Annotated in this window: 17 protein-coding genes and 1 pseudogene; 8 read left to right on the top strand and 10 right to left on the bottom strand. The window is 42.7% G+C overall.

Translation table 11 applies throughout. The annotated features are described in order from the left end of the window. Positions 1 to 62: 62 nt before the first annotated feature. The 6 genes from L2730_RS19485 to L2730_RS19505 all read left to right on the top strand — a co-directional run bounded on the left by L2730_RS19485 (position 63) and on the right by L2730_RS19505 (position 3,105). A complete protein-coding gene (locus L2730_RS19485; RefSeq protein WP_248976111.1) occupies positions 63 to 617 on the top strand; it encodes a hypothetical protein in 555 nt (184 codons plus the stop codon). A gap of 74 nt (positions 618 to 691) precedes the next feature. Next, on the top strand, positions 692 to 1,588 hold the full coding sequence (locus L2730_RS19490) for a viperin family antiviral radical SAM protein (protein ID WP_248976112.1): 897 nt from the start codon (positions 692 to 694) through the stop codon (positions 1,586 to 1,588). A gap of 59 nt (positions 1,589 to 1,647) precedes the next feature. Then, positions 1,648 to 1,851 carry a hypothetical protein gene (locus tag L2730_RS19495; RefSeq protein WP_083250339.1) on the top strand — a complete coding sequence of 68 codons (204 nt, stop codon included), beginning with the start codon at positions 1,648 to 1,650 and terminating at the stop codon, positions 1,849 to 1,851. Between the two features lie 57 nt (positions 1,852 to 1,908). After that, the gene (locus L2730_RS19500) at positions 1,909 to 2,049 is read left to right on the top strand and encodes a hypothetical protein (protein ID WP_248976113.1); all 141 of its coding nucleotides are present in this window, start codon (positions 1,909 to 1,911) and stop codon (positions 2,047 to 2,049) included. 10 nt (positions 2,050 to 2,059) lie between these two features. Next, positions 2,060 to 2,194, top strand: coding sequence for a hypothetical protein (locus L2730_RS22015; RefSeq protein ID WP_283105796.1), 135 nt, complete (start codon positions 2,060 to 2,062; stop codon positions 2,192 to 2,194). Positions 2,195 to 2,733: 539 nt separating this feature from the next. After that, positions 2,734 to 3,105: a metalloregulator ArsR/SmtB family transcription factor gene (locus L2730_RS19505; protein WP_248976114.1), complete on the top strand. Its 372-nt coding sequence runs from the start codon at positions 2,734 to 2,736 to the stop codon at positions 3,103 to 3,105. A 57-nt stretch (positions 3,106 to 3,162) separates the two neighbouring features. Here the strand turns inward: L2730_RS19505 and arrB are convergent, their stop codons facing one another. The 3 genes from arrB to L2730_RS19520 all read right to left on the bottom strand — a co-directional run bounded on the left by arrB (position 3,163) and on the right by L2730_RS19520 (position 7,665). Continuing rightward, complete coding sequence (gene arrB / locus L2730_RS19510; protein WP_248976115.1) at positions 3,163 to 3,867, bottom strand: arsenate respiratory reductase iron-sulfur subunit ArrB; 705 nt, start codon at positions 3,865 to 3,867, stop codon at positions 3,163 to 3,165. An 11-nt stretch (positions 3,868 to 3,878) separates the two neighbouring features. After that, positions 3,879 to 6,437, bottom strand: a complete 2,559-nt coding sequence (arrA, locus tag L2730_RS19515; RefSeq protein ID WP_248976116.1) for an arsenate respiratory reductase molybdopterin-containing subunit ArrA — start codon at positions 6,435 to 6,437, stop codon at positions 3,879 to 3,881. A 457-nt stretch (positions 6,438 to 6,894) separates the two neighbouring features. Continuing rightward, entirely contained in the window at positions 6,895 to 7,665 is a 771-nt protein-coding gene (locus L2730_RS19520) for a DUF1223 domain-containing protein (protein WP_248976117.1), read from the bottom strand. 89 nt (positions 7,666 to 7,754) lie between these two features. Between L2730_RS19520 and L2730_RS19525 the strand changes: the two genes are divergently transcribed. Further along, positions 7,755 to 8,018: a Rho-binding antiterminator gene (locus L2730_RS19525; RefSeq protein WP_248976118.1), complete on the top strand. Its 264-nt coding sequence runs from the start codon at positions 7,755 to 7,757 to the stop codon at positions 8,016 to 8,018. Here the strand turns inward: L2730_RS19525 and L2730_RS19530 are convergent. Beyond that, positions 8,011 to 9,492 carry a Na+/H+ antiporter NhaC family protein gene (locus tag L2730_RS19530; protein WP_248976119.1) on the bottom strand — a complete coding sequence of 494 codons (1,482 nt, stop codon included), beginning with the start codon at positions 9,490 to 9,492 and terminating at the stop codon, positions 8,011 to 8,013. The two genes, L2730_RS19525 and L2730_RS19530, sit on opposite strands and share 8 nt — an antisense overlap. Before the next feature lie 179 nt (positions 9,493 to 9,671). Between L2730_RS19530 and zapB the strand changes: the two genes are divergently transcribed. Further along, the gene (gene zapB / locus L2730_RS19535; RefSeq protein ID WP_044555820.1) at positions 9,672 to 9,875 is read left to right on the top strand and encodes a cell division protein ZapB; all 204 of its coding nucleotides are present in this window, start codon (positions 9,672 to 9,674) and stop codon (positions 9,873 to 9,875) included. A gap of 184 nt (positions 9,876 to 10,059) precedes the next feature. On the opposite strand, the gene L2730_RS19540 is transcribed toward zapB, so the two are convergent. From L2730_RS19540 to L2730_RS19565, 6 genes and pseudogenes are all read right to left on the bottom strand, one after another. Continuing rightward, the gene (locus tag L2730_RS19540; protein ID WP_020912289.1) at positions 10,060 to 10,272 is read right to left on the bottom strand and encodes a DUF1107 domain-containing protein; all 213 of its coding nucleotides are present in this window, start codon (positions 10,270 to 10,272) and stop codon (positions 10,060 to 10,062) included. 366 nt (positions 10,273 to 10,638) lie between these two features. Then, positions 10,639 to 11,250 carry a thiol:disulfide interchange protein DsbA/DsbL gene (locus L2730_RS19545; protein ID WP_248976120.1) on the bottom strand — a complete coding sequence of 204 codons (612 nt, stop codon included), beginning with the start codon at positions 11,248 to 11,250 and terminating at the stop codon, positions 10,639 to 10,641. Positions 11,251 to 11,404: 154 nt separating this feature from the next. Next, positions 11,405 to 12,439 carry a serine/threonine protein kinase gene (locus L2730_RS19550; RefSeq protein ID WP_248976121.1) on the bottom strand — a complete coding sequence of 345 codons (1,035 nt, stop codon included), beginning with the start codon at positions 12,437 to 12,439 and terminating at the stop codon, positions 11,405 to 11,407. Between the two features lie 35 nt (positions 12,440 to 12,474). Then, positions 12,475 to 12,774 carry a DUF3630 family protein gene (locus tag L2730_RS19555; protein WP_248976122.1) on the bottom strand — a complete coding sequence of 100 codons (300 nt, stop codon included), beginning with the start codon at positions 12,772 to 12,774 and terminating at the stop codon, positions 12,475 to 12,477. Positions 12,775 to 12,815: 41 nt separating this feature from the next. Further along, entirely contained in the window at positions 12,816 to 13,109 is a 294-nt protein-coding gene (locus L2730_RS19560) for a hypothetical protein (protein ID WP_248976123.1), read from the bottom strand. Positions 13,110 to 13,220: 111 nt separating this feature from the next. Next, positions 13,221 to 13,754 (bottom strand): annotated as a pseudogene (locus L2730_RS19565) (hypothetical protein); the annotation flags it as partial.

Raw genomic sequence — 13,754 nt, forward strand, 5'->3', positions numbered from 1 at the left:
TCGATGTCGCGACCCAAAGCCAGCTACTTAAAACTAAAGCTGATTCACTTGTCCGAAATAAGTTGATAAAAATTGAAACTGAACAGAAGACACATCGACAGGCAAAGTATCTAGCCCCAGGTCAAATGACAGTGCTCTTTAATGCACTGCTGCTCAATGCTGTATTTCATGATCCTAAGGATGTGAAGCGCATCTTTGAAGATAAATCTTATCGCCAGGAGTGCGCTAAGGCTGTGAGGGTTATGTTTGGCGAAAGTAATTCTTTGATGGGAATTGCTTTAAGCAATTTGTTAGCCGTCGAGTTTGCTGATTCTCTAGCTGGTGATTTTGATTTATACACAACGAAACTACCCAACCCATTTTCAGTATTGCCTCAGTTAGCATTGGGGAAAAATCAAAGTTTATTGCATGCCTTGCTAGCCCAGTCTGCCGCCTTAGAACCCGCCGATAATATACTGCTAGCTTATTTACAAGGCGAAATCGATAAAGCTGCTGAAATGGCAACTCTGATGGATACTGATAATGAAGCGGTAACTCAATTAAAACTTCACATTGAAAGAACGCTGCGCGAAGCCGCTGAATTTGGTGATTTGCTGGAGCAATTTAGAAAAATGTAATTTTTTTATTTAAAGTGTTGTTAGTGCATTGCACTAGGTGAATCTGTGTTGGTCATCAACCAACGGAGATTACCATGACACAGATTCAAGAACTCGTTATCAACTTCCATATGACCGAAGCGTGCAATTACCGTTGTGGATATTGTTATGCTACATGGGAAAATAATTGCTCATCTACGGAGCTTCATCATAGTGAAGTAAAGACTAAGCAATTGCTAAAGGATTTGGCCTCGTATTTCCTTTTCGATAACCCCCTCAGACAACATCTCAATTATCGCTCTGTAAGGATCAACTTTGCTGGTGGCGAACCATTGATGCTGGGGCGTCGCTTTGTCAACGCGCTACTTTATGCAAAACAGCTCGGATTTAATACTTCTGTTATTACCAATGGTCATCTATTAACTGCATCTTTGATGCTGAAAACTGCTCCCCACCTCAATATGCTCGGCTTAAGCTTTGATACTGCAGATAGCTTACTGGCCTCAAACATTGGCCGTACTGACCGAAAAGGTGACAGGCTATCTCCTGAAGATTTACTGGAAATCGCTCTGACATATCGCACGCTAAATCCAAATGGTCGCTTTAAGATCAATACAGTTGTTAATGCTTATAACTGGCAAGAAAATCTGGTTGATGTTATGCAGCAACTGCAGCCAGACAAGTGGAAATTACTACGCGTTTTGCCCGTTCACGAACACAATCTTACCATCACTTCAGAACAGTACAGTTCATATGTCGAACGTCATTCAAGCCTCTCTCATTTTATTGTTGAAGAAGATAACGATGCTATGTGGCAATCCTATTTAATGATTAACCCTGAAGGTTGTTTTTATCAGAACAGTAGTGAGGCAAAAGGCCATTCGCAAAGTAAACCAATCTTAGATGTCGGCGTGGAACATGCTTTTGCCGAAATCGAGTTTAACCTTAAAGCATTTGTCGGTCGTTATCCTTTAGCGACTAACGTTGCATAACGTCATTGGCCCATTTTAGGGGATACCTCTGAGTTCCCAGGCAATCTATGGATGTTCCAATGAAAAAATACAGTAGCGATAAGAATATTAACGTATTGGTTAACAGGCTGATTAATCACTATGGCTGGTCATGTAAAAAAGGCCGACACCCTAAGCTGATCACTCCTTCAGGGAAGCGTCTGAGTGTTCCGTCTACCCCCAGTGATAAGAGAAGGGCATTTCAAAACTTTAAACATGATGTTCGTCGATTACAGGGGTTTTAACTGTAGCGGTTGAAACCCCTTAGTAATCGATAACCAACTAACTTGAGGAAAACTAAAATGTCCGATAAAAACCATAAAAGCAATCAGTCAAATGACAACAAAGGCACTAGCGGTACTAACCAAGCCTACCAGAAGGCGCTAGATAATAGGAGCAATCAGCTCAACCCAAATAATTCACAATATCAACGCAAGAAATAAGGAGTAAAGCATGCCTGATTCATCTGATATGAGCGATGATGAGCTTGACCTTTGGTCTGATATTAATAATCCGAATAATGATGCGGATATGGATGACTGGTCTGATGCCCATAATCCAAACAATGATGATTATTTAGAAGATTAATAAAGTTATATCGATAAATGAATTGAAAGCTTCCCCCTTTAAAGGCGCTACTTTTGTAGCGTCTTTTATCACTTTAGAGAGCGAAGTACTCAATAGTTAGAACAGACCTTTTCCTACGCCCCCCTAATTGACCAAGCGCTATTGTAGTACTAGTTAGTGAAGTGTTGATACGAGGATTTTTGAAGCTCAAAATAAGATGAAAACTTCACTGATGCATGTGTTACACAGCTTACAGAATGGTACTAATGTGGTGACTAAAATAAGACTCCGCGAGCTAAATAGACAGAAAGACATTGTTTACAAACAATATAAGAACAACGATACACATTCAGATCCAAAACGTAGAATAGTGTAAGCAACTCGCTTTGCAGCATTAGTGAAACTTGTGAAGCTCTATTTTTAGGGCTTCTTCTAACATTCTCTTAGGCTGTGCACCTAAGCTCTACCGACAACATAGCGCAGTGGTTAACTCAGGATTAGCAATTGACTCGTGTGTTGAAAACTCATAATGTAACCGCAAATTTTTACCTAAGCCTCTCATGTCTATTCAAATTGAACCTATAAGCTTGTTTAAGTCGTTATCGGACAATATTCGACTCTCTATTCTACTGCTGCTGCAGGCAGAAGAAGAATTGTGCGTATGTGAATTTAGTGAAGCATTAGACGAAATCCAGCCAAAAATTTCGCGCAATTTGGCACTGCTTAAAAAAGTTGGCCTAGTGGTTAATCGTCGTCAAGGGCAATGGATTTACTACTCTATCAACAAGCAGTTGCCGCAGTGGGCAACCCAGGTTTTGCTAGAAACTTATAGCGGTAATCGGGAACACATTGCCACTCCATTGGCCAAGCTCAATAAAATCGGCGCGAACAAAGATCGCCCAATGATCCTCTGTAAAGGTAGTTCCAAATAAAAAAGTGAGTCACTCCCCTGTAGGAATAACTCACTTATGCTGCTTTACGTTAGCGTTTTAGTAGAGTGTTTTTACATTAAAACTGCGTATGTAGTACACATTAGGATTAGTGTTAGCATCTAGATTTAACTGCTGCGTTTTATGCAGCGCGATTAATCTAGCCGCCTCACTTTGCGGATCATCTAGGTCACCAAATACTCTAGCGTTTGACGGACAAGCTGATACACAAGCTGGGTTCAGCCCTTGATCCAACCGATGATCACAGAAAGTACACTTCTCAGTAGTGCGTCTTGAACGCGTCACTGGGTAGGTATCGCCTCGCTCAGGATTCAAGTAAGGCACAACTTTATTATCGACTTTTTTCAGCAACATATATGGAGAAGCAGTTGCTCCTTCAAGCAATGCTTGGTCATCTTGCCATTTTCGATGCGGTTTTTGCTTGTTATAGCTAATCACCCCATATGGACAAGCACGCATACATTTACGACAACCAATACACTTGTCGTTATCTTGTAAGGTTAGGCCACGCTTATCTTTGTACATCGCTCCTGTGGGACAAACCTTGACACAGGCCGCATCGCTACAGTGGTTACACATAGTTGGCACGTAGCTATATTTTACATCAGGGAAGCGCCCTTCTGTCATATTTAGATGGCTGGACCATTGGATCCCATCAGGGGTGTTGTTTTCTGTTTTACAGGCTAAATCACAACCGCCGCAACCTACACATTTTTGTAGATCGATTACCATTCCGAGTCTCATAATCTCTTACCTCAGACTTTTGCTATTTGAATACGAATATGACCATAGAATGCTGATGCACCACTTAATCTGTCATACCTGTCGGCAATAATGTCGTTATTGTTGCCACCCCTTGCTTCTACACCAAACTGGCTACTAGCAGTCCTGCCATATGCCCAGTGCCCCTGACCAAAGCATTTAGCTACAGTACCTGGACGAACACCTTCCCAAAGTACAGCAGTACAGGTGATTTCTCCTACTGGACTACTAATGGCAATCTTGTCACCGGTTTTTACGCCCAATTTGACGGCATCAACGGGGTTAATCTTGGCGCTATCTTCTTGGACGAGATCACCTGGATCAACATCCTTAAACTCATAGAACCAAGGCGTATTGGCACTACGACCCTCCTTACTCAAGCGAGACTTATGATCCACCAATAGCATCGGATACTTGTCTTTATCACCAAAGCGATATGGCTCCTCGTAATGAGGTACAAAGGCCAGTTTTCCGCGTGCTTGGTAATCACAGACTTCCATTACCTCATCGATACTGACATGGTGATTCTTGGCGTGCTTAGTCAGGGCTTTTTCTAGCGTTTTACTATAGAACTCAAACTGGTGGGTTTCAGTTTTGAACTTGCCCCAGCGTGACTCTAATTGATAGCGGTGACTATTCCAGACGCCTTCTTCGGTAAACTGTTGCCACGAATTCATGGGCTCGCCATATTTATTAGAGGTATCTAACCATAGTGGTGAGGTCACATAGCGCACTAGCAGCTCGCCAAGCTCTGTTTCATTTTTTGCAGGTTGCTTGGTCTCAGGATCCAGTAGCTGTTCATTGATATAGCGCCATGGTTTATCAAAACCTTTCTCAGCTAGCTTTTTAGCCAATAAATAAGGCACTTCTGATTCGTCATCCTTAGTATCCCAAAGACGGTTAATCGATGGTTGTTGCACTGACACTTGATGCACGCCGTTGCCTATTGAGTCGAGCACGCCCCACTTTTCGAACATGTGATGATTAGCAGGTAATACAATGTCAGCAAACCAAGTGAACTCCGAAATATTAGTGGTCACATGTGCCATAAACTCAACTTGGCTTAAGGCATCATTCCAGCGTTGACCTTCCGGTGAAGAGAAGTTGAAGTTATTAAAATACGCCAGTATCACCTTAATGTCGTAAGGGTCCGCACTGAGCATGCCATTAGGCGTGTTCGCCGTAACGACACCTCCACCAGGTTTACCTTTTTTAAGTGCAGGGAAAGCCAACGTACCACGCTGATCGATCTTAGGGTATTTAACCCCTTTCTTAGCAATCGCATCTAAATATGGCTTTGAATCTGGGAATTTTTTATTGAGTTTAATTTTGTTGCCTGGGAATACGCCGCCTTTACTGTCAATGCCACCAAACAGACCATTAAGTGCATGGCAGGCTAAGGAAGTATATGTGCCTCGGGTATGCATCACCGCTCCGCGAGATGTCCAAACTTGAACAGCTGGCGCTGCTTGGCCCATGTCTTTGGCTATTTTTATTATCGTTGCAGCGGGAACCTGACTAATAGATTCTGCCCACTCTGGGGTGCAATCTTTAAGGGTCAAGTTCCACCAATCAACAAGGCCATAGGTATGCTTATCAGCAAATGCGTCGCTAGCAACATCTTGACCTGCAATAAACTGATTCTTACCCGTTTTGAAATCACCAACAAACGGTTTGTGCCAAATGCCTTCAACCAACGCCACGTGTGCAATAGCTAGTGCTAACACACTATCTTGGGCGGGCTCGATTGGGATCCATTTATGCGCTTTACTTGCCGATACCGACAAACGCGGATCAACCACCACCACCTTGGCGTGATCTAACGCATCTCCCCAAGTCTTAGAGTAATAAGAAACTTGGCGGTTACTGGCAATAGGATCTGCACCAAAAGACAGTACAAACTTGGTATTTTCAAGATCATACTGATTGTATCCCCAATTGCCGTCTTGATAATAAGGCCCCATTTTATGGGCTTCAGCACAAATAGAACTATGAGAGATGTTATTAGGAGAGCCAATCATCTGAGTCATATGCTTGTACATCAACTCGTTGATATGAGAGTAACGGCCACGGATCAAAGCGTACTTATGTGCTTCATCAGCTGCACGTAATGCTAGGATTTTGTCAGCAAGCAAATCTAAAGCTTCATCCCAAGAGATAGGCTTAAACATAGGATCATGTTCTCTGCCTTTCTTAGGATTGGTGCGGATTAAAGGAGTACGGACTCTATCGGGATCATACACTTGCTGCAGACTTAAATGCTGTCTTGGGCAACTCGCTTCGCCGTGAACTTTTGAGTTAACGTTACCGCGCAGCTTTATCGCTCTGCCATCCATGACATAAACTTGCTTAGCACACCAGGAAGTACAACCTTGGCAAGTCGTGCCGACCCATTTACCAGTCCCAGTCAGCGCGTCCTTAGCTGGTAGCTCACTTTCAATGCCTTTTATTACTGGTTCCATTGAACTGCTGCAACCGACACTCGAAAGTGCCGCAGCGGCAGCACTGGTTTTTAGCAGAGTTCGCCTGCCTGTATCAATTTTATCGCTCATCTCAACACCTCTAAACACACCTGTTGCCATCGTTGCGTTATATTCATACAAGCGAATACATACGCTATTTTATATATACGATAATTTATATATAAATTTAGGTATATTTAACAGCATTATCGAGGGGCATATATCACAGATTTTAAATTTAACATTTGCTCAATTTTGTTATCAGGATCGAATAGATTAAAGTGATTTATCTCTAGGAAACTGCTAGGAGTATTTTGCGGTTACTGAATTTTCGAGCTTAATTTTTCGAATTCGATGGTTATAGAGCAAGGCTTAAACAATGCTGTTTAGCTCGCTAAATGGAAAGTAAATAGCGCAGCAATAAAAATATCAAACCAACGCAAGGCTAGGAGTCTATTTTACTGGGATGTAGGTTCTGAGTGGAGAATGACTAAACTGGCATAGCCTCAAAGTTATAAAAATAGCCAATAAGCTATAGCAAAAACTATCAGTCCTGTGTATCCAACCAAGCCCCTACAGCTTGTATGGGGCGGTTTTTTTGCTCTATCCAAGCAACCCAAGCGTAGCGCGTTGCATGCCAGTCTTTCAGTGTGACAGGTTCGATATCAGCAGCGAAGTGATTGGCATTATTGACTTGCTCAATAAAGACCTGATGCTTGAGCACGGTAAAGTCGTGTTGCAGTATTTTATTACGATTTTCACCACGACTAATTTTAGTCTCTAATCCAGCTCCAACCAATGCTAAATGTAACTCTAATGGTGATGTATTGCCTGTTTGGTTTTCAAAATTAGCGCGTAACTGTAAGCCTTGTATCGCAACGGATAACTCACCTACATCAACTTGTGGTTTACTGAGAACATCACCCAGCTTGCGATCGAACCAACCACGCCACTCTTGGCCATTGATCACAAACTGCGGTGTATAGACTTGCCCAATGTGTTTAGCGTTTAAATGATCATATTGCCGCTGGCTAAAAGCGCGTTCACCATAGGGATCTTTCCAGCCTATATAATCCCAGTAGGTCACATGGAAGGCTAGTGGGAAGTATTTGTCCCACAGCGCGGTCTGTTTATTAAAGGCCGATAACCAAGTCTCGGCCGGTGGGCAACTGCTGCAACCTTGTGAGGTATAGAGCTCTATAAAGTAGGGCTTGTTGACTGTGCTTTGTTTGTTAAAGTCAGTAACGGTTTGCGCAGCGACGTTGACTGAAAGTAGCAACAAACAGAGCATAGTAAAGCGTATAAATTTGGCTAACATAAACTAATACCTAGTGGGCTTTTTAAAATAGCCCCTTCTAAGCCAGTAAATCATTCATCAGCTAATACCGATTAATATAAGGGGGTTTCATGGAGCACTATCGGATTGTAAATTGTCATTGTCATGACTATTTAGAACTTGCTTGTATGCGAGGTTATAGTTTGCTTTTAGAACTAAAGCAGCGTCCCAATTTAACCGCAAAAGCAATTACGCTTGAGACTCATAGCGACAAAACCGAATGGCTTATTGTTGATAATAACCGTACACAAGAGAGCATTCGGTTAGATCAGATAGTTGCCATAACACCAACCGACACGAGTGCTAGTTTCCAGCGTGTTAAGATTGCTAGTTAGCTGCAACCTGCATCTGTTTCGGGCTAGTTTTATGATAAAGCCCCAACATCAATAACGCACAAAGCAATACTGCTAACCAACTCCACAAAGTTGCTATACCTAGGTTAATTAACTGAAAACCGACAAGGGCACTAAGGGCAGCGATCATTGCAAAAGGAAGTTGAGTGACAACGTGAGCGTGAGGCTCACAACCAGAGCTAGTCGCACTTATGACGCTAGTATCGGATATTGGTGAACAATGGTCGCCAAATACTGAGCCCGCCATGACCGCACTCAATACCGGTAACATCAAAGCCTGATCCACAGCCACAGCAATTTCGGCACCGATAGGGATCATAATCGCAAAGGTGCCCCAGCTTGAACCTGTGGTAAATGCCATGATTGCACAAAGCAAAAAAGTACCAGCAACCACAACATTGCTCGGAATAAACTGCTCTGCCCAACTTGCCAGTAGCTTGGCAACACCTAAGTCGCCGATAACAGCGCCTATCATCCAGGTAAACAGTAAAATGGCAATTGCAAAGCTAATAACCTTAACCCCTGCCAGCATATCTACAGCCAGTAACGCTGCAGTCCGCCCCGAGAATTTGAGCATCAAAACAGCTATGCTGGTCGCTAAAATACAAGCATCGCGCATAGCCGCGCCAATATCAGCAGAAGTGATCCAATCGGTGATATCCATTGATTGTGAATGAGTCGCACCAGACCATAGAGTAAAGCCCACTGAAGCCATCAGTAAGCTCGCCATCGGTATACCTAATAGCCATGGGCTACCAGCATCCACTTCATCTATTGCTTGCTCTTTTTCTGCGGTATAACCAAAGCCAATACCAAACCATGCAATGAGTACCGACAATACAATAACGGTAATGGCGTAAAAATTGAGTTTTGCTATTTCGATAAAAGATTCAAGTGGCGACATTGGCAATAGGGCTATTCCGGCCAGAATGGCCATCACATACGGGCCCCAACTAGAAAAAGGCAACAGCGCACATAAGGGCGATGCATTTGAATCTACAAGATAAGCAATCTGCTCTTTACTCATGTTATAGCGCTGGCTCAAAGGCTGACAGACATGGCCAACCGCGAGGCAGCTAAAAATACCATCAATAAACACCACCCACCCCAGCAGAACGACTCCAACCCTTGCCTGACGACCACTTTGAATGCGGTGATACAACCAGTCTGCAAAGGACTTTACCGCGCCGCCTCTCGCTAATAATTGGGTCATCATGCCCAGTAGTACCATCGCAGCCAGTACATTAAGATGCCAAGCTTGCCACTGTCCATCAGCATAAAGCTGCATCCAAGCTTTTGATGACAAATATACAATCGTATTAACGGGATTGAATTCGCTAAGAATAAGCGCACCAGACACAATACCGACCCCCAAGGCAACCAATGTACGCCTTAAAACTAATGCTAATACTAAGGTTAATAGCAATGGAGTGAGCATTAAGATATTGGCCAACATGGCTGCATTTCCTATAGAAATAAAGAGAAGAATACTAACGACTTAGTAACAAGTACAAAAAAAAGCCAATCTCACGACTTTTATCAGAAGATTTTAGTCCATTTAGCATAATTAACTATTCACTAAGACCCCGTCGCTGCTAGAATCGGAGCTATCATCATGCTACCAAAGGGACTCCCATGAGCCTTGAACTATTGTCAAAATTGGAAACAAAAATCCAAGCTGCACTTGAAACTATCGAGCTACTAAAAATGGAGCTTGAAGAAGAGAAACAAACAAGCACCAGTTTGACAGAACAAAACCAACAGTTACAGCAAGAATTGAATTCTTGGAATGAAAAAGTAACAGGTTTAGTTGGCTTACTTAACGAAGAGGTTAGCTAACCTTTTTAGGTGAGTTGGCGTAATCGTTATTTTTGCAGTTGTGTCGCTACGCTTATTTACATAGCGACACCTGCGAAAATGATTACTGTGATTTACTGAGCGGAGGAGTGTCGTTGTGCTTCAATCCTTAGCCTTACACAAAATCATGTGGAGCTTTAACTAATTAATAATGCAGCCACTAATATTATGCGGTTTGCATTTCACTATTTTGCGACTCAATTAACTCATTGAGCTCCAATATAGCTTGCTTAACTTTAGGTAAGCTCTTCCTTGGCAATAAAAATCTTCCTTTATCAAATTCAATTCGACCTAGGTCTTTTACCCAGATCACCCCAGTTAAAAAAATGCGCGCATGTTTTACAATTAGCTTAGGTGCATAGACAGGAAAAACTCTCACAAGACCTCCCCACAACTTTTGATTGTTGTTATATGTTTTAGTTGGACAGGTGTTTTACCATGAGAGTTTCATGAGATCGAAAATAAAATTGTAACTATTTGAATCAATTTTATACAAGCTGTAAATTCTTTTTTCCAATCAGGCACCTAAATAGAAACAATAATAAATTGTCGCTTGCCAATTTTTTGACACCCTGTTAACGTTTAACTGTTACTCAGGGTAACGTTGAGCTATATAGCTCCGTAGCCGTGCTTCTTGCGACCAGGAAGCGCGGTTTTTTTATGCCTAGATTTTAACTAATGACTCCCTTAAACAGCAGACATAAAAAAGGAGCCATTAGGCTCCTTCATTGTCATGCTATCGTGCTTACTTCATTGTTGTAAGGTAGTAAGCAATATCGAGTAGCTCGTCGTAAGACTTGATAGCACCAGTTTCTACACGGTACTTACCATTGACTACTAGCGCTGGAACGCCTGAGATCTTAGCATTTTGGGTTGCACGCTTCATTTGAGACATTTGTGCATTAACCATGAAAGAGTTAGCAGCAGCGTCAAATGCTTTACCGTCTACGCCGTTCGCCACAAATATCGCTTTAACATCATCACGGTTAGTGAAGTGCTGTTTCTTGTCATGAATTGCAGAGAAAATCGCAGTTTCCATTTTCTCATCAACTTTTAGTTGATGCGCTACAGCAAAGGCACGAGACATCTCTACACCCATGTTGCCATTAATGAAATCAACGTGATTTTGCTTAAAAGTCACACCTTCAGGCAAGCTAGCTTTAATTTTTGGCACTTCTGATTTAGCGAAGTTATAACAGTGCGGGCAATAGAAAGAGAAATACTCGGTAATTTCAGGCTTTGCCGTTGCAGGACCTTGATTAACCACGGTGTAATGCACACCCTCTTTATAATCTGCAGCCATTGCTGCCATAGGAGCAACTATAAACGCTAATGCGACCAGTAATGCTTTTTTCATGTAAATTCCTTGATGATGCTTCACGCACCTTTAATAATTTCAACATAACATAATGCCCTTTCGAGTCGACCTCAAGCGCATAAGTTCATTTTTCTGTTACAAAATGAGAGTTATCACAGAATTTCTCTCATAGTTTCATCGATAAAACGCCAAGCTAATACTGCGGGAGCAAACTCAGTGGTGGCTCATCAAGTGCAGCCAACTGCTCCTTAAAAGATAATATTTGCTGCTCCCAATATTTATCTTCCGCAAACCATGGGAAGTTCATTGGAAAAGCAGGGTCTGCCCAGCGACGACTGAGCCATGCGTTGTAATGCAGCATGCGCATCGCTCTTAAAGGTTCGATAAGTTGTAGCTCTCGGGTATCAAACTCACAAAACTCTTCATAAGCTTCTAATAGCACTTCTAACTGTAAAACCTGCTGTGGTCTATCCCCAGCAAGCATCATCCAAATATCTTGCACTGCGGGTCCCATTTTGGCGTCGTCTAAATCCACAAAACCGGGGCCATCTGGCGTCCATAATATATTGCTAGGATGCAGGTCGCCATGCAATCGAATATTTTTATAATCTTTCGGTTGCCACATAGCGCTTGCTTTCTCCAAGATCTGCTCAACCACCGTAAAGTACGGCAAGGCTAAACCAGAGGGAATATGACCAGATTCTTTAAGCCACTTTAATGACTCGTCACCTAATAGTTGTGGCGACAACGTATCACGGTAGACAAAATCAGCTTGCTTAGAAAACTGATGAATACGACCTATAAACCGCCCCACTGACTCTAACTGATCTAAGTTATCGACCTCAAAAGCACGCCCACCGATAGAGGGAAAGAGTGCAAACCGAAACCCTTGATATTCATGTAATGAACGGCCATCAATGATGACAGGAGTCGCAATAGGTACTTCTTGCTCGGTCAATGCAGCAGAGAAATCATGCTCCTCTTGGATCTGTTGATCTGTCCAGCGCTCTGGGCGATAAAACTTGACCACATAGCGCTGCCCTCTATCACAGCGAAACTGATAGACACGGTTTTCATAACTATTAAGTGCCAACAAGCCTGTTTCAGGGTAAATACCTAAGGTTTCAATCGCGGTCAAAATCAGGTCTGGGGTTAAGGCCTGGTAGTGAAATGCCGAATCTACATCTGCTGCCGTGGTGATAATCTTACTAGGCTCTGCTCTATTCATTTTTTATGCTCTAACTATTAGTCAATATGGCTGAGTTACAGCGCTAAATAAGGCTTCATCAACTCAGCTAAATACACCAGCACGTCGAATTCATCCTCTCTCTCAGTAGATAGCCAACAGATATCACCATAAAATTCATAGTGCAGCTGCAAGTGTGACCCTTCAAACTCTAATAACCATTGATGCCTGTCTGCCCCCCACTGCTTTTCAACCACACGGCAATCAATCGCCTTTGCAAACGGCTCCGCAAATTGATCAAACTGCTCGAAATCAATATCTGCCTGCACCGATAAACTTAACGTTTCACGATCTAACTTAATAGCATTTAGTTTCATCTATCTACTCTGCAACTATTTTAATTAAAACTACCTTTCAGTTAACGACCGGACACGACTTGATTTTTACACATCAAGTTCTTACCGTCGGCAACGCACAAGTGGCCACATATATAGTCTGCATTTTTATCATCACTCAAGCGCAGCAAGCCTTTACCTTTAGCGTGACACTGCTCAATTGACGCATAGTAGCCGCTGATGAACTCTCCAGAGTGCTCCACATTAGGCTTTACTGTTGCATCAGGATAATAAAGCAGCGTCCATTCTGGTGAATCGGTACAAGCTGTTAAGCCAAGGGTTATAAAAGTGATTAAGCATATTAGGCGTAATTTCATGCTAAAGATCCTATAAATAAAAAAGGCGAACAGATGTTCGCCTTTTAGTAAGCAACTTAAGTCCATTCTACACCGCTTAGGTGAGAATTGATGAACTTTACTGTGATTACATTATTTATTCGCTTTGGCTTTTGCCTTTTCAATACGAGTAATACGACCTTCAAAACCAGTAACCGTTCCGTCACTCACACCGTGTTTAATTGCTGTCTTACACAACGCAATTGCAGCATCAAACTCTCCATTATCGTTCAATAACGTCGACATATGCATAAGACCAATCCCTTTAACTTCGGTTTCAGGGTTAGTGGCTTTAGTTTCAGCAAAATATACAGTGAACAAAGCGCTATAGCGCTTAGATAAGCCTGCGCCATACTCAACATACTCGCTCTGCTTACGCTGCTTATAACATTCAGCAACCCCAACAGACATTGCGGTATATTCAGCAGCCGAATCAGTTGCTGCTGCAGTATCGGCAATCGCCTTCGTTAATTTAGCATTCGCCCAAGCTAAATCCGTCGCAGTCGATTTTGGCTCTGGCTCTGGCTCTGGCTCTGGCTCTGGCTCTGGCTCTGGCTCTGGCTCTGGCTCTGGCTCTGGCTCTGGCTCTGGCTCTGGCTCTGGCTCTGGCTCTGGCTCTGGCTCTGG

Source organism: Shewanella kaireitica, from assembly GCF_023284045.1.
Lineage (GTDB): Bacteria > Pseudomonadota > Gammaproteobacteria > Enterobacterales > Shewanellaceae > Shewanella > Shewanella kaireitica.